This is a genomic window from Paenibacillus xylanexedens (assembly GCF_001908275.1).
Taxonomy (GTDB): domain Bacteria; phylum Bacillota; class Bacilli; order Paenibacillales; family Paenibacillaceae; genus Paenibacillus; species Paenibacillus xylanexedens_A.
In genome coordinates this window covers 3775170-3791578 of record NZ_CP018620.1, presented here as the reverse complement: position 1 = coordinate 3791578, position 16409 = coordinate 3775170, and the positions used below count along the sequence as shown (strand labels likewise).

The window sequence follows — 16409 nt, the reverse complement described above, 5'->3', positions numbered from 1 at the left end:
CAATCACATCTGTTGATGTGCTGTCTACTTGTTCTTACTGTCTGTGATTTCTATTCAGCTTTTACCAATATCTTAACCTGATTTTTCTCTTTCAACAGTGCTTCAAATCCATGCTCTACCACTTCATCCAACGAAATTCGTTTGGTCACCAGCTTGTCAGCCGGGAAGAAACCTTTATCCATCAGACTGATAACCGCCGGGAACACATCGCGATAACCAATAATGCCATTAACTGTACGTTCTTTCATGACAATTGAGTTCGGGTGAATCGGCGCTTCCTGTTCAAAAATACTGACGATCATCAACTCTCCACCAATCCGTGTCGAATCGATGGCTTGTTGCAGTACACGCGGAACACCAGTTACTTCATAGGCTACGTTAACGCCGCCTTGTGTACGTTGATGGATCTCTTCCACCACATTAAACTGCGTTGGGTCTATCACAATGGCACCCAGCTCTTCGGCTTTTGCTTTCCGTTCATCCGATAGCTCCACCACATAAATATCCGACGCTCCCGAAGCTTTAAGCGCTTCGATGACCAGTAGTCCGATTGGGCCTGCGCCAAACACAGCTGCCGTATCTCCCACTTTCAGTTTGCTCTGGCGCACAGCGTGAAGTGCTACAGCAGAAGGTTCAACCAATGCACCTTGCTCATACGAGATTGAATCCGGAATGGCATGTACCATGTTTTCTGCAGCAGTTACATACTCGGAGAATCCTCCTCCGCCTCCAGCGAGTCCAAGGAAACCCATCTGATCGCACAGATTGTATCTACCCTGTTTACAAGCTTCGCAGTGTCCACATGCATAGATGGGTTCTACCACAACACGATCGCCTGCCTTGAAACGTGTAACACCTTCCCCTACTTCAACAACCTGTCCTGAGAATTCATGCCCCATAACTATAGGCGCTTGTTCCCCTGTTAGCGGATGCGGTGCTTGAGCGGGAATGAAGATTGGTCCTGCTGTGTACTCGTGCAAATCACTGCCGCAGATACCGCACCATTCCACTTTTATTTTGACCTTTCCTTCTTCCGGGTGAGGTTCATTAATATTTTCGAGACGTAAATCTTTGACTCCATGCCAACGTAATGCTTTCATTCATTTCATCTCCCAGATCATAATTTGTGATATAATCGGAAACGTTTCCGTAAATTAAATATGTCACATTTTAGATACGCTGTCAAACATATTTCTCCATTAATATGGCTATTTCATGATCATATCGAGTTCACTTTAGAATGCTTATACTTTAATTCAAGTGATCTTAACGGTATTACAAACGATGTAATCCTTGTTATTAACATATATTATGACAAATATTATTGTAGTCCCATTGAAATTTAATCAGGCCTTGCCATAAATCTGGCCCATTCACGGGATACTTCATTGTTCAAATGTTATAATCAAGTTATATAACTATCGTGAAGTTCATACATATTCCTAATAATTCGGAATCGTTTCCGATAAAGTGAGGTAACCGTACATTGAGGAAAGAACAGAAACTTACAATCAAGGACGTGGCAGAGCGTGCCGGCGTGGGCATCGCTACCGTATCCCGGGCCATCAACAATTCAGAAGGCATCAGCAGTAAGACACGGGATAAGGTGATGCAGGCCATTGAAGAACTGGGGTTTGTACCCAACACCTCGGCACAGAGTCTAAAAATTCGGCAAACGCACCAGATCGCGCTTGTGGTCCCCGACATACGTAACGCCATCATTCCGGAAATCTCCTGGTCTGTAGAGCAAACGGCGAAGCAGCATGGGTACCATGTTGTGCAGATCAATACGGCAGGCAATGCCAGAACGGAGCTTGAAACCATTCGTAATGTCAAAAAATTGCATGTGGACGGACTGATCTTCATGCCTCTGGCGTACCCCAAAACGTTACCCGGACTGATTGATAAAGCGCCGCTCCCTATCTCCATGATTAATTACGGCAAAAAACTGGAACCGGGTATGAAGGCAGATATCGTCTCACTTTCTCAACCCGAAGGCAAACTGGTGATGGAACATTTGTTCAAAATCGGTCGGACTCGAATCGCATATGCCGGTGCACCGAAGGACATTATCGAAGAACGCTTTCGTGCGTATGAGCAAGCTGTAGGCCATGTGGACATTTCTCTCGTATACTTTGGTGAGGACTTTTCATTAAATACAGGTGCCAATGCTGCAGATTATTTCTATGGACTTACGCATATGCCAGATGCCGTCTATGCCATTAATGATATGGTTGCCATAGGATTGGTTAATCGGTTCAAGGAGTTAGGGGTTCGTGTACCTGAAGATGTGGCTGTTGTGGGTGTGGATAACAATCAATGGACAACCGTCACGTCTCCTCAGATTAGTTCCGTCTCCATAATGGGCGAAGAAGTCGCCAGACTTGCTACTGAGCTGTTGTTAAAACGAATTCGGGAGATGAGCACGACCGATTACGAACACATCCAGTTTGAACCGCGCTTAATCGTTCGTGAATCAAGCGTAGCCATGATTCATTCTTCCCAGCGAGGGCCACACAGTTAAATTTGGTGAGGGGGATGGGTCACCGGGATAGAATGTATTTTACATCCGTCCCTTCATTTGTTTTCTACACAGATATACTAAAAAGGTGTTGCTCAGATCTAACTCTTTCCTGGCAGCACCTTATTTGTCGTTGATTCTATATAACTATAGCAGAGTCATACTCCGCATACGTTCATTCTAAGAATGCAGTTGCCTGATCGGTGTTCCCTTCAGGAACATCGCTATATTCTCTACGGTATGATTATAATAGATCTCATAATTGCCACGAGTCACATAACCCAGATGCGGTGTGGCCAGAACGTTGGGCAATGTTCGCATCACATGGTTAACGGGTAGCGGTTCCTGCTCATATACATCCAGACCTGCACCAGCAATCACACCACGCTGCAATGCCTCCACCATAGCTTCCTGATCGACAATGCCCGCTCGCGACGTATTTATTAATAGCGCACTCGATTTCATTTGTTGAAATTCGGCTTGTCCGATCAGATTCCGCGTACGATCACTCAATACCAGATGAATGGATACAATGTCGCTCTGTGCAAGCAGTTGCTCCTTGGTCTCGGAACAGATGACACCATGTTTTTCGGCTTTCTCTTGTGTTAGATTCTCGCTCCAGGCCATCACATTCATGCCAAATGCTTGTGCGATCTCAGCCATGCGAGTGCCTATTTTGCCCAAACCAAGCAATCCAAGTGTTCTCCCATGCAAATCCAACCCGACCGTGCTCTGCCAGTTTCGATTGGAGCGAAGTGCATTATTTTCCGTAACCAGTTGTCTGGACAGCCCCAGAATCAGTGCCCATGTAAGCTCCGTCGGCGGATTAGAGCTTCCCTCGGTTCCACACACAATGATGCCGTTCTTCTCTGCAGCCTTGAGATCTATCGATGCGTTGCGCATACCACTTGTAATCAGAAGTTTGAGCTTAGGGAGCCGCGAAATGACCTTCTCTGGAAACGGTGTACGTTCCCGCATCAGAACCACAATATCAAAATCCTGCAATTCCTGAATGACTTTTTCTTCCGAGCCCATATAGTTGTTGAATGTCTGAATCTCCACCTGATCCATCAACGGACCCCAGTCCGCCGACGTCAGCGCAACGTTCTGATAGTCATCCAAAACAGCACAGCGCAACTTCGTATTCATGTCTGATCTCCTCCTATATCTGCTCAATTCTTAAATATATTGTAGCAACTCCGCATCACTTTAAACAGAATAATCCCTATTACTGCAGCAAAGACAATGTAACCTGGATGCTCTGCTCTACAAACAAGCGGTCCGGTCCTGATTTCATCAGTACGGTCAGTCCAATCATGGATACAACCAGAGACTGTGCGACCGCACTCGCGTTCATGTCAGTAGACAACTCCCCGCTCTGTTGCCCTCGTTCTATCGTTTCTTTGAAAAGAACACCCAGGTACATCTGATGCTCCCGTGTAAGGACAGCGAATTTGGGATCATGTGGAGCCAGCTCAACCATCGTATTAATGCAAAAACAGCCGTGACTAGGCTCGGTCACACTCCCCTCTGCTCCAATATGTTCAAACAATCCACGAAAGGCTTCCCGCACGGAGGAGCCCTGTTGAAGTCTGGCTCTGACTTGGGCCGCATGCTGAGTGGTATACCTGCGAAGTGCTGTTTCAAATAATTCCTTTTTATCGCCAAAAGCCGCGTACAGACTGGGACGTTGTATGCCCATTGCGGTCGTCAAGTCATTTAAAGATGCCGCTTCGAACCCTTTGTCCCAAAACGTATGCATCGCTGCATCGAGTGCTTTATCCGTATCAAATTCCCGTTGTCTAACCATACAACTCACCTCTTTATATATCGATCAGTATGTTTATATATTTTAACCTCATAACAATGGATAAGTCAAAGATCACTCATTTAAAATTATTAAAATTAAGTAAACTCCTCCATAAAGCCTTTTTAACCAAATTGAAAATCTCACCCAATTCTCTGTTGACAGAATTCACGCAAATAAAGTATGGTTATCCCGAAACATAACATACCGATCAGTACATAATAGAAAGGTGACATCCATTTATGCAAACTTCTTCTCCAGATGCACAATTATCCAATAAGGATCGTCCTGCCATGTCACGGTTAGTTGCTCTTCTTTTTGCCGTGTGCAGCGGACTTGCGGTCGCCAATATCTATTATGCTCAGCCTTTGCTGGACTCCATCGCTCAAGAATTCAGCCTCTCTCCATCATCCATAGGGATTGTCATCACAGTGACTCAAATATGTTATGCCTTGGGGCTGTTCCTTCTTGTTCCGCTTGGTGACCTCTTAAATCGCCGCAAGTTGATCATCATTCAAATGCTCTTATCCGTGCTTGCACTGGTTCTCGTAGGAACCGCACAATCCAGCTCACTTTTATTCACGGGCATGGCTGTCGTAGGTCTACTCGCGGTCATTACGCAAACGCTCGTTGCCTTTGCTGCACACTTGGCAGCCCCGTCCGAACGTGGTCGCATTGTCGGGCAGGTAACCAGCGGAATCGTCATTGGCATTTTACTTGCACGAACGGTTGCAGGTACGCTGAACGATTGGTTCGGGTGGAGATCGGTATATCTCTTCTCTGCCAGCCTTACATTACTCGGAATTGTCGCCTTATATCTTGTTCTCCCAAAGCAGCAGTCCCCGCAAGTAAAACAAAGCTACTTCCAATTACTCGGTTCCGTCTTGCAACTGTACCGTGAGTTGCGTGTGTTACGAGTACGAGGTGTGCTGGCCATGCTGATTTTTACAGCCTTCAGCATCTTATGGACTTCTATGGTACTGCCACTAAGTAGCCCTCCACTGTCCCTGTCTCATAAAGTCATAGGTGCATTCGGTCTCGCAGGAGCGGCGGGAGCATTAGCTGCTGCCCGGGCAGGTAAACTTGCCGACCGGGGCCTTGGGCAGAAAACAACCGGTGTCGCCCTTGTCATTCTGCTCTTGTCCTGGCTACCCATCGGTTATGTCCATCATTCTCTCTGGTTTCTGATCCTGGGTGTTATACTGCTCGATCTCGCCGTGCAGGCCGTACATGTTACCAACCAGAGCCTGATCTACGAAGTTCATCCCGAAGCACAGAGTCGCCTGACGGCAGCTTATATGATCTTTTATTCCATCGGCAGTGCAACCGGCTCCATCGTTTCTACCCAAGTGTATGCATGGGCTGGCTGGACAGCAGTTTGCTGGTTAGGCGCGGGTGTTAGTGCAGCCGCACTTCTGTTCTGGATGATCGATCATCATATGCATCGGAATCTCGATCGTTGAATTAGTCCAGTTTATTCCACACCACAATAAAGAGGGTTGCTAACGGACCAAATAACAGGGAAATCAGAAACCAGTTCCGACCACTTCTGTTTTTTCCCTGTGCCAGTCCGGCATTAATCAATGCAAGGGTGCCCCAACCTACAAAATATTCATTATCCATCAAACGTCTTCTCTCCTCTATCCCTTCAATTATGACTACTGCTCAAGCATATCTTTGAGCTTACGATTACGATCCTCTAGAAATGCCTGCATGTATCTCTTCAGTACAAGTCGTTCGGTTGCCCATCCCAGCAATCCAAGTGGAGCTTCGAATCGAAGTGTGTCTCTCATACAAGTCATCTGATCCCCAATTTCGCTGAAATGATGTTCATGTCGCATGCTCTTAAAAGCCCCCTTCTCCATCTGATCCACAAATAGAAGCGGTCGTTCAAACTGCACGATCCGGGATTTCAACTTCTGTCTGACCCCAAAATGAGTAGCCTGAAATGTAACGGTATCCCCTGCTCCAATTCTTCCTGTGGTTACTCCTGCAACTGCTCGCTCTCTTGTATGTTGCCAGACGGTCTGAGTATGTACATGAATATCCCGGGCATAGTCAAAGCATCGTTCAATTGAGGCATGTATTGTAATCTCGGTTGTCACTTCAATCATGGCGATCGCTCCTTGGCAGGAAAAATAAGGTCTTTGCAAAGTATACGCTTGCTTCCTTGGTCGAACAACACATCTAGGATGATATAACAAAAACGGGTCCCCTGTCTTAGTACAGGAGGCCCGTTCTCAATATAAGTAAGGAATACAGATAATACTTAGATTAAATAAGCAATTCATCAATGGCAAGCGTACGCTCTTTGGAGAGATCGCGATATTCTTCAGACTCCACTTTGATGAGTGGTTTGAAAATATCAGACGTATTGTTCATGACAATAACACCTTTTTCTCCATTGCTGAGCAGTACCTGTTTCCCGATGAAATTAGGAAGCAAATGTTGCATCAATGCCTGAACCGGTTTTTCATTCAGTTTACCAAATCCCATACCATAGATATCTCTAAGGTTGTTGATCAGGTTCGGATTGCTGCCTCCGTGATTCCCCGATCTCATACCTATATAGATATCCGCTACAGATACAATCTGGGTATAGGGATGAATTTCACTTTTCTCAAGCTGCATCGGATAACCAGACCCATCTTCCCGCTCATGATGCTGCAGAGCAACCAGTGCTGTCGCTTCATCCGTCATCGAATTTTTGATGATTTCATGACCATATATGGTGTGACGCTGCATTTCAAGCTGCTCGTCCGCTGTCAACGGTTCTGTTTTGTTCCGAATCCGGTGGGATACTTTGCACTTTCCAATGTCATGCAGATAACCACCGCGACTAATCTGATAACTCTCCTTCTGAGAATATCCAAGCCAATTCGCAAGGTAGAAGGACAACAATCCTACCTGGATTGAATGTGTATAGTTATTGACGTCATCCCGCTCCAGCATCATCAGGAGATGAACGACATCTTTCTGCTCATCCAGCCCCTCAACCATCGGTTGCAGTGCATCATCCACCATGGTGGCGTTGAACTTGCCAACAGTCAGAGCTTCGAGAAAAGCATTTTGATAATTATGTACAGTCTGAATAAATTGGGACTTCAGCTCTTCTTCAGGCGGTTCTTCCTTCGTAGTTATCCCCGAAGCATGCTTTGCGGCTGCTGCAAAAAATTCTGCTTCAGTGATTTCCTCTTCGCGTGATTCAATATCTACATAATCTACACGGTGCTGCATAAGCAAGGTGATATCCTCACCTTTGATCACAGTTCCCTTCCCGAGAACGTGTAATCCTGCATCGCTGAATGTATCCGCAGTTAGACGGTCTCCGTCTTGCAGGTTCATAATATGGATTCTCAAATCGGTATTCCCCCTGAACAATTCATTATAGTAACAGCACCCAACGGAACGGGGCCACAAAAATACCTATACTTCTTTATATCGTTATAATTCTTCATTTCATACATAGTTCAAACGACCTTAATCACAATGGTAAATACGAACGCCTAAGACTTTATCCTCACTCCAATATCCAAATTAGTCCCGGTTTTAAACTTTTACACACTTTTGTGCCTCATTGCCGTATCAGAGTAAGCCAAAGAAGTTCAAACGCTCCGTTTGAACTTCTTCAAGACATCTCAGATTAGATTTTGATCGAACCCAGACTTGCCCCTTTAACAAATAAACGTTCAATGCTTTTCTCCACCGATGCATCGGGAATCAGCGGCGGTGCCTGGTGAGGTTTGGTACGTGCATCAATAATCACCTGATCACAGCCCCAATGCTTGTGGTCATATCCGCTATTAACCCCGTACATGTCATGTGAAGGGTTGCTGCGAGTAAAGGTGGCCCATAAGAAGTTGCTGAGGTTAGCACTCAGGAACGAACTGTCGTCACATAGAATGATCATCGGACACGAGTCCAGACCTCCCTGTTCTTTCAGTAGAGACGTGAATGCTTGCATCTCCTGTGCTGTATCCGCATAACTCGTGAAGGCCGATGTCTGGATCGAAACGATACCCGGCATGATGAGCTGTGGATTCTCATAACCACGAATGTTTTTCAAAGACTCTGGCACTTCCGTGCACAGATCCCGAATCTTGTCGCCATACGCTGCAAAAACGACCTTGCTGCCGCTGTTCAGTCCTGTACCCGAATAATCGAGTGTATCAATGGTTGTATGGGTATGGAAATGAATATCCCTCTGCATATCCATCCTCTCCAAGATATAGGTCAGGAATTCAACTTCCTTATGGGTGTCCAAAGGTTGCTGATCTTCTGCGGTAATGAAGAGGTACTTTGCCAGACTGAGCTGACCCGTACCCAAAATACGGTTGGCAATCGTGAGCAACTCTGTCGGCTGCTTCACCGCCTGATACGGCGTGTAACGTTCACTGCCGATTGCAAATAGCAATGGATGGACCCCTGCCGCATCGACCGCATGCACTTCTTTGACACCTGGAATCTCCTGTTTGATCGCGTCTCCAGTAATCTCATGAATCAAATCCCCAAAAGCCGTATCCTCTTGCGGTGGACGACCAACAACCGTAAACGGCCAGATAGCATTAGGTTTGGCATAGACTTTATGCACACGCATTAGCGGGAATTCATGCGTCAGACTGTAGTAGCCCAGATGATCCCCGAACGGACCTTCGGGTTTTGTCTCGCCTGGGTAGATATCACCCGTGATGACAAAATCGGCATCATTACTAATGCAATACCCATCTTTGTAACTGTACCGGAAACGACGTCCAGCGAGCAAACCGGCAAATGTCATCTCACTAAGTCCTTCAGGCAAAGGCATAACCGCTGAAAGTGTATGTGCAGGTGGACCACCAATGAAAATACTCACTTTCAGTGGTTCTCCCTTTTTGACAGCTTTGGCTTGATGTATACCAATTCCGCGATGAATCTGATAGTGTAACCCTATTTCCTTGTTCATTTCAAAATCATTGCCATCCAGTTGAACCCGGTACATCCCCAAGTTTGAATTCATGATTCCTGGTTTGTCCGGATCTTCCGAATAAACCTGTGGTAACGTCACAAATGCCCCACCGTCCATAGGCCAGTGTTTGATGAGTGGCAAGTCCGAGATTTGAATCTCTTGCGCGGACACGGGTAGGCTTATAGACTTCTGTTTTGGCAGCGCCTGCCACGCAGCAAGACCTGTACGGACATGCTGAAATGGCGTCTTAAGCGCCTTCATGGGATCGTCACGAACTGCCATGACCCGTTGTACGCCTTCCAGCGTACCGCGGAACATGAACTTGCTTCGTTCCACCGTACCGAACAGATTGGATACGGCCTGGAACTTTGAGCCTTTTACATTTTCGAATAACAAAGCAGGGCCTTTAGCCTCGTGCACTTTCATGTGGATCGCTGCCATCTCCAGATGCGGATCAACCTCTTCTTTGACCCGAATCAAATGCCCGTGCTGCTCCAGATCGTTAATACAATCTTCCATATTGCGATATTTCATTGGATGGCTCCATTCTCTGTATGATTAAATTAATTAAGTTCATAGATTCACATAACGTCTCTTCTATTTTATCAAATGATCCACTGCTAAACAAAACTATATGTGAAATTTTGTCGCGAATACAGATATAAAAAAAGCAATATGGCAGCAATCTGAATCCTGAACGCACAGGAACCGATTGTTACCATATTGCTGCTCTCTCTGTTCTGGCTTGCCTTAAGGTGTAATGGTCGATCTGGGGATCGTGACAATAAACTGTGTGCCTTTACCCATTTCGCTCTCCACATCAATTGTACATTGATGCAATTTCAATATTTTAATCACAATGGACAACCCTAATCCATTGCCTCGAAGCGAGCTGCTCCGAGCTTTATCCACCATGTAGAATCGATCAAAAATATACGGGAGTGCTTCCTCAGGTATTCCTTGTCCAGAATCTCTAATCAATACCTTCACAAATGAAGATGACGTCTCAATTTCGACATGAATGGTACCCTTAGGACCGGTGTATTTGATCGCATTGTTTATTAAATTCTGCCAGACCTGATCAAACAAATCTTTGTCCACTGTGATCTCACAGGGCAACAAGTCCAGTTCGATCTGTATATCCTTCTGCGCCCACTGCGGCTCCGCCAGTAAGATCGCCCTTCTTAATTGTTCATCCAACTGGAACGTGGTGAAATGAACCGGATGATGCTCTGAATCCAGCGAGGCTAGCCGAAGCAGATTATCACTGAGCCTCGATAAGCGCAGCGTTTCCTCATAGATAATATCCAAATGCTCTTTCTGCTCTTCTAATGGAATAACACCATCTTGTAGTGCTCTGGTAAATCCCCTGATTGAAGTGAGCGGAGACTGCATTTCATGAGAGACGTTGCTGACAAAGTCATCACGAACCGAATCGATTTTCTGCAACTCACTAGCCATATGATTAAAGCTCTCCATCAGTTCGCCAAACTCATCCTGATTATTATGTTTTAAGCGGACCGACAGGTCACCTGACGACATCTCTTTCGCTGCAACCGTTAATCTCTTAATCGGTTTCACAATGTAACCGGACATGAACAGGATTAATAAGCTGCCAATCACCAGAACCGTTAACAGTGAGGTTAAGAGCGTGTTTCGCAATGTATGAAAAAGAGAGGAGAAATCGCTTTGAATCAGAAATGTGCCAATCCCCTCGTTTGTTCCAGGAACACCTATGGTCGCGATTTCATCTTTACTTGACAAAAAAATGGCATCCGTTGCACCCGTTTCAAATAACGAATGAACTTTGTCCTCTGGTAAGGAAGATAACACTTCACTTTGTTCATTCACGGGAGTGATATTTAAGCCGTAGCGAGCAAAAATCTCCAAGCTTGATTTCACTTTTTCCGGATCATCTATCAGGTTAATCAGTGTAGTGAGATCTTCAGCAAAGGTAACCATAAAACGATTTGGTGTCTTTTCCTGGGACCCGTTATTTATCATAAAGGAGAGAATTAAACTCACCAGAACAATCCCGATAAACGTAGCTACGATGCGAAGTCGCAGGCTTTTCCTAAACATTTTCATGCCCGCTCCAGGCGATAACCGAGTCCTCTTATCGTTGAGATCACTAACTCAGGAACATGTTCAAGACGTTCCCTTAACCGTTTGATATGTACATCAACTGTACGCTCATCTCCTTCGTAATCGATACCCCATAGATCATCTATAAGCTGTGTACGTGTGAATATTTTCCCTGGCGAACTCGCCAGAGAAAATAACAATTCACATTCCTTCTTTTTCAATTCAATGGTTTGACCATCCGCAATGACCAGCAGATTGCCCAAATCAATCGTTACACCGCTGATCTGAATCATGTTTGATGAACTTTTGTTATATCGTTTCAGTAACGATTTTACACGCAGGATTAACTCTACCGGATCAAAAGGTTTAACCAGATAATCGTCTGATCCGGCATTAAATCCTCTGACTTTGTCCTTGGATTCTCCCTTGGCAGTCACCATCAGGATGGGAATATCCAGATAAGACCGAATATCTTCCGTCAGTTCAATGCCGTCTATTCGCGGCATCATCACATCCACAATCGCCAGATCAACTTTCGTATGCGAGAGGATATCTAACGCCTCTTGACCGTCTGGTGCTTCCAGCACGGAGAATTGATTTTTTTCAAGATAGATTCGGATTAATTTGCGGATATGGGAATCATCGTCCACCACCAGAATTGTGTTCATGTAGCCATTATCCTTTCCAAAATTGATATTTATTCGTATCGTAAGGATTCCATCGGGTCCAGCTTCGCCGCTTTTGATGATGGCATCAAACCGGCCACGATACTAATTCCTGTACTTACCACGATACCAAACAAGATATAATATCCCGAGAGATTAATGAGTTTTGCTCCAAACGCATTGTCCAGGAGAATATTTAATACATAACTAATGATCACTGCAAAGACCACCGCAATAATACCACTAAATACGCCTAATAAGGCAGATTCGGAGAAGAATATTCGCTTGATATCTTTCTTTCTTGCTCCAATGGCCCGAAGAATGCCGATCTCTTTTGTCCGTTCCACGACACTAATATAGAGTACAACCAATATCATAATACCAGATACGATCAACGAAATGCCTGCAATACCCGCGAGTACAATAGAAGCCATACTTACATATGTCGTGATATTCTCCATAACTTTGGCCATCTGGGAGCCTGCGAAGCCAGCATCCACAGCAGCTTCATTGATATCATTTACATATTTCATATCGGTTGCATAGGCGTTAACCTGAATTGGCCCGATTGTTATTCCTTTGTCTGTATACATTTGCTCCAGCGTTTCTGATGAAATGTATCCCGGCGATTGTTGCATTGGAGATCGTGGATCTGCCGCTTCGTATATCCCTGAGATCGTTACTTCTTTCTCCAAAGTTACTGGTTTATTATTACTATCCATCTCATTGATATATAAAAACACGGACTTGCCGATCATGGTTTCAGCTTGATCATTTCCGCTTAATTGTTTCGCTGTATCGAGAGGTAACAGCATCTGATTTTCTACCGGCAGAACACCAGTTGTCATCAATGCTGGATCAAAAGCATCCGTTAACGTTGTTAACTGTGTGAGTCCTACACTTTGTTTTTCATTCACCATAGTCGATTTGCCTGTAATAGTTGTGATTGTCTCTACATGATCCACATTAGGAAAATTGCGAATCGTCTCAACATCAGCTTCGGTGAACGGTTCACCTGGTGCCATCAAGGCCTCGGGACCTTGCATGTCCTTGGCTTCTTCACTCGGCTTTGTTATATCCACGAGCAAAGGGTCCATACTCGAATTGATTTCGTCATTCATATACGTCGTTATACCATTCCCCAAGGAGAGCATCAGGAGTACACTTAATATGCCTATAGATCCACCCAATGCTACCAGTACATTACGCTTGCCGTTGAGTTTCATATTTTTAAGTGCCATCTTGAATGAAGCAAGCAAGCTCAGGCTCCGGGAAGAATCCTGACCACTCTCGTAAACAGCCGTAGAAGGATCTTTCAGGTAAATATCGTCACTAATGCGCCCCTCTTCAACCTTCACAATACGTGTACCGGAGTCAGCGACTTTCTGCGAGTGAGTTACGGCAATCACCAGCATTCCCTTTTTGGCTATACTGTCGAGCAAAGCGAGGATTTGATCTCCGTTTTCCCTATCCAGAGCACCCGTCGGTTCATCTGCAAGAATAATATCAGGATTGTTGGATAACGCCCGTGCGATGGAAACCCGTTGCTTCTGACCGCCAGATAACTGGTTGGGACGTTTGTTCAGATGATCCTTCAGTCCGACCTCTGTCAAAATATCAACAGCACGTTGGTTGCGATCCTTCTCATTGGTATCCGTCATTTGCATCGCAATCGTCACATTTTCGAGGACAGACAGATGCGGGATCAGATTGAAATTTTGAAAGACAAAACCGATATTATTCTTCCGATAATCATCCATTTCCTTCTCTGTCATGGCACTTAAGTTCTTGCCACGAACAACGACATCCCCTTCATAGTCGGAGTCCATACCACCAATGATATTCATCAGTGTCGACTTACCACAGCCAGATTCGCCGAGGATGGAGACAAACTCTCCCGTCTCAAAACTCAGATTCAAACCGTGGAGTACCGGAACTCTTTCTTTCCCATATAACGTGTATGATTTCTTCACATTTTTAACTTCTAGTATTTTCATATGGATCTCTTCCTCTCCTGATCATGCACAATATCTATCTATTTGATGTTCATATCGTAACAAATCAGTATGAACTGATAATGAACTGGACCATTGCACCTATAAGAGGTTGTTCAAAAGAACTATATGCAAAAAAACCGAATCCTTAGATATAAGGACTCGGGTTGTCTTATTTCGTTATTGCATTTGATAATATAAGTTAAACTAATCATTTACACGATAACGGAGAAGACAGAAAAAACCTGAAAAAGCGAAGCGTTCGCCTTTATCCCCGGATTTTCACCTTTGGAAAAGGGATTCAAAAAATCTGGGGATAACAGCGATTGGAAGGTTATTCTGTCGTCGTAGTGTCAGTGTAAATACTCTTTAGTTCAACTTATAAAGTTTAGATTAATCCCGCTTTTGCCAGCAGCCTTTTCACAATCGCGGCTGACTGTGCACGACTAATGTCTGCATCTGACATCAGTTTACCATCAGCACCTTGTACCAGCTCTTGTTTAATCGCCGATGCAACTGGCTCTGCTGCCCAAGCCTGTACTTTAGCGCTATCGCTGTATGTGCTCAGCAGACTTGTTGTCTCTGATGCGTCGGCCTGTGCCAGACCAACCAGTTTCATCGCACGTGACACAATAGTCAGCGCTTCAGCACGAGAAATTTCGCTATTCGGACGGAAGCTGTCATCAGCATAACCTGAGATCAGGCCGTAAGACACAGCCGTCTGAACCTCATCCTCATACCAGCTGCCAGTCTTCACATCTGTGAACGATGCCGCTTCTGTGCTGCGCGGGGAGTGCAGCCCCAAACCTCTTAACAGAACAGCCGTAAACTCTGCCCGTGTAATACTCCGGTCTGGCGCAAACACGTTCTCACCGGTACCTTGTACGATCAGACGGGATGCCAGATCCTGTACGTCATCACGACTCCAGTGACTTGATACATCGCTGAATGTTGCCGGATGATAGATCAGAGCGTAAGTGCTGTTCGTCAAGCTGTTAATAATAGCAGAATCTTGCACGTTACCTTTGATAACCTTTGTCGGTACATGCAGAAGGCTGCCATCTGGCTGAAGCACAACTCCTGTCGTGATCTTTGAACCATCGACACCCTCTGGCAAAGTAATGGAGCGCTCTACATAAGAGTTGAAACGATCTACATTAACTTGCTGCCCATTCCAGATCGCTTTTACTTCAAAATCAACCGGAGTTGCAACCACCGTAGTGTTCTCCAGCTTGTCCGCTGCGGCCTGAATTGCTGTTTGCTTGGATGTAGCACTAGGCACAATAGCGATTTGAATAGTGATATCTTCCAATGGAATCGTGTTTCCGAATTGATTGAGAATCTGATCTAGCCGAATCTGATTAGCTGGAAGTGTGTACGTACCGCTATCAGTCTGAATGACAACTTCGGCATTACTTCCTTCCATCGTTTTGACCAGCTTGCCGTTCAGTTCACCAACGACTGCGCCTTTACCAGTACCTGTAATAGGCAGCAGAAGCGTTCTTAATCCACTACCAATCTGATTGATGACTTTGTCATTATCCACATGAACCGTGGTGGTAACCTGATTGTTTACCGTTGATGTGGTGGCCGTTGCAGATTGTTCCTGTTTCTGACCGTTCACATAGATGTCTACACCTTTCGTTACCGCCGGAGTCGATGGAACAGGGGTAACAACAGGGGAGGTTGGTGATACACTACCTCCTCCTCCACCCGAAGAGTTACCAGGATTCGGTGTAGGTGTCGAACCAGAATTGTCACCACCTGAATTTGCTGCTGTAATTGTGATTGTTCCACCAGACAACTGAGCACCACTATTGTGTTCTACATTTGTAAAATGCCAATGTTCTGAATCAGTTTGATCTACGGATAGCTGTTTCGTTCCAGGCGCCGCATTGCTTTTGGCTTTGATTTCCATATCAAATAATTGGGTTTCATCTACAATTGAGTGGTCACCCCCAGTAAAATCAACCCATATGATTCGTACCCAGCCTTCCGCACTGTTAATTTCGTACTGGAAGTCTGCTACACCCTCTTCATTTGGGGATGTGCTCATGACGTTGACAGATTTAGGCGTGATCCGAACAATTTCCAATGCAGACGTATCATAATCAATCTGCATATTATAAGCTTTCACCCCGAAATGGGATTTTTTCAATGCAACAGGAACATGAACCGTCTGCCCCGCCTGTACACTAACATTTGCAAACTGCACCTGTGATGGTTCCACTGGCTCTGCTCCTGCTACACTAGGGAATACGAGTGACGAGAGTAACGTCAGTGCGATAAGACCTGACATTGTTCTTCTGATTCTTGGACGTTTCTTTTTCGGTTGAAACATGTATTAGCCTCCATGTCTGTATCAATTGATAGAATGTATGGTAACGATAGA

13 protein-coding genes are annotated in these 16409 nt (G+C 45.1%); 2 read left to right on the top strand and 11 right to left on the bottom strand.

Annotated elements, in window-relative coordinates:
• Positions 1 to 50 precede the first annotated feature (50 nt).
• Positions 51 to 1100 (bottom strand): 2,3-butanediol dehydrogenase, encoded by a 1050-nt coding sequence (locus BS614_RS17010; protein WP_074094829.1) that lies wholly within the window; start codon positions 1098 to 1100, stop codon positions 51 to 53.
• A gap of 386 nt (positions 1101 to 1486) precedes the next feature.
• On the opposite strand from BS614_RS17010, the gene BS614_RS17005 reads away from it, so the two are divergent.
• On the top strand, positions 1487 to 2524 hold the full coding sequence (locus BS614_RS17005; RefSeq protein WP_036608611.1) for a LacI family DNA-binding transcriptional regulator: 1038 nt from the start codon (positions 1487 to 1489) through the stop codon (positions 2522 to 2524).
• 177 nt (positions 2525 to 2701) lie between these two features.
• On the opposite strand, the gene BS614_RS17000 is transcribed toward BS614_RS17005, so the two are convergent.
• Positions 2702 to 3670: a D-2-hydroxyacid dehydrogenase family protein gene (locus tag BS614_RS17000; RefSeq protein WP_074094828.1), complete on the bottom strand. Its 969-nt coding sequence runs from the start codon at positions 3668 to 3670 to the stop codon at positions 2702 to 2704.
• A 79-nt stretch (positions 3671 to 3749) separates the two neighbouring features.
• A complete protein-coding gene (locus BS614_RS16995) occupies positions 3750 to 4331 on the bottom strand; it encodes a TetR/AcrR family transcriptional regulator (protein WP_017688803.1) in 582 nt (193 codons plus the stop codon).
• 239 nt (positions 4332 to 4570) lie between these two features.
• Here BS614_RS16995 and BS614_RS16990 point away from each other — a divergent pair, with 239 nt between their 5' ends.
• On the top strand, positions 4571 to 5791 hold the full coding sequence (locus BS614_RS16990; protein ID WP_074094827.1) for an MFS transporter: 1221 nt from the start codon (positions 4571 to 4573) through the stop codon (positions 5789 to 5791).
• A gap of 1 nt (position 5792) precedes the next feature.
• Here BS614_RS16990 and BS614_RS31510 read toward each other — a convergent pair whose 3' ends face one another.
• The 8 genes from BS614_RS31510 to BS614_RS16955 all read right to left on the bottom strand — a co-directional run bounded on the left by BS614_RS31510 (position 5793) and on the right by BS614_RS16955 (position 16358).
• Positions 5793 to 5954 (bottom strand): hypothetical protein, encoded by a 162-nt coding sequence (locus BS614_RS31510; RefSeq protein WP_155985038.1) that lies wholly within the window; start codon positions 5952 to 5954, stop codon positions 5793 to 5795.
• 32 nt (positions 5955 to 5986) lie between these two features.
• The gene (locus BS614_RS16985; protein ID WP_074094826.1) at positions 5987 to 6442 is read right to left on the bottom strand and encodes an SRPBCC family protein; all 456 of its coding nucleotides are present in this window, start codon (positions 6440 to 6442) and stop codon (positions 5987 to 5989) included.
• A gap of 160 nt (positions 6443 to 6602) precedes the next feature.
• Positions 6603 to 7688 carry an HD-GYP domain-containing protein gene (locus BS614_RS16980; RefSeq protein WP_047842713.1) on the bottom strand — a complete coding sequence of 362 codons (1086 nt, stop codon included), beginning with the start codon at positions 7686 to 7688 and terminating at the stop codon, positions 6603 to 6605.
• A gap of 283 nt (positions 7689 to 7971) precedes the next feature.
• Complete coding sequence (locus BS614_RS16975) at positions 7972 to 9807, bottom strand: UbiD family decarboxylase (RefSeq protein WP_074094825.1); 1836 nt, start codon at positions 9805 to 9807, stop codon at positions 7972 to 7974.
• A gap of 216 nt (positions 9808 to 10023) precedes the next feature.
• Positions 10024 to 11355: a sensor histidine kinase gene (locus BS614_RS16970; protein ID WP_074094824.1), complete on the bottom strand. Its 1332-nt coding sequence runs from the start codon at positions 11353 to 11355 to the stop codon at positions 10024 to 10026.
• Between the two features lie 2 nt (positions 11356 to 11357).
• Entirely contained in the window at positions 11358 to 12026 is a 669-nt protein-coding gene (locus BS614_RS16965) for a response regulator transcription factor (protein WP_074094823.1), read from the bottom strand.
• 29 nt (positions 12027 to 12055) lie between these two features.
• Entirely contained in the window at positions 12056 to 14020 is a 1965-nt protein-coding gene (locus BS614_RS16960; protein ID WP_074094822.1) for an ABC transporter ATP-binding protein/permease, read from the bottom strand.
• A 385-nt stretch (positions 14021 to 14405) separates the two neighbouring features.
• Positions 14406 to 16358, bottom strand: a complete 1953-nt coding sequence (locus BS614_RS16955; protein WP_074094821.1) for an S-layer homology domain-containing protein — start codon at positions 16356 to 16358, stop codon at positions 14406 to 14408.
• Between the last annotated feature and the right edge of the window lie 51 nt (positions 16359 to 16409).

Coding starts and splice junctions, on each gene's coding strand:
- BS614_RS17010 (WP_074094829.1), bottom strand. CDS start 1,100: ATGAAAGCATTACGTTGGCATGGAGTCAAAGATTTACGTCTCGAAAAT.
- BS614_RS17000 (WP_074094828.1), bottom strand. CDS start 3,670: ATGAATACGAAGTTGCGCTGTGCTGTTTTGGATGACTATCAGAACGTT.
- BS614_RS16995 (WP_017688803.1), bottom strand. CDS start 4,331: ATGGTTAGACAACGGGAATTTGATACGGATAAAGCACTCGATGCAGCG.
- BS614_RS16990 (WP_074094827.1), top strand. CDS start 4,571: ATGCAAACTTCTTCTCCAGATGCACAATTATCCAATAAGGATCGTCCT.
- BS614_RS16985 (WP_074094826.1), bottom strand. CDS start 6,442: ATGATTGAAGTGACAACCGAGATTACAATACATGCCTCAATTGAACGA.
- BS614_RS16975 (WP_074094825.1), bottom strand. CDS start 9,807: ATGAAATATCGCAATATGGAAGATTGTATTAACGATCTGGAGCAGCAC.
- BS614_RS16970 (WP_074094824.1), bottom strand. CDS start 11,355: ATGTTTAGGAAAAGCCTGCGACTTCGCATCGTAGCTACGTTTATCGGG.
- BS614_RS16965 (WP_074094823.1), bottom strand. CDS start 12,026: ATGAACACAATTCTGGTGGTGGACGATGATTCCCATATCCGCAAATTA.
- BS614_RS16960 (WP_074094822.1), bottom strand. CDS start 14,020: ATGAAAATACTAGAAGTTAAAAATGTGAAGAAATCATACACGTTATAT.
- BS614_RS16955 (WP_074094821.1), bottom strand. CDS start 16,358: ATGTTTCAACCGAAAAAGAAACGTCCAAGAATCAGAAGAACAATGTCA.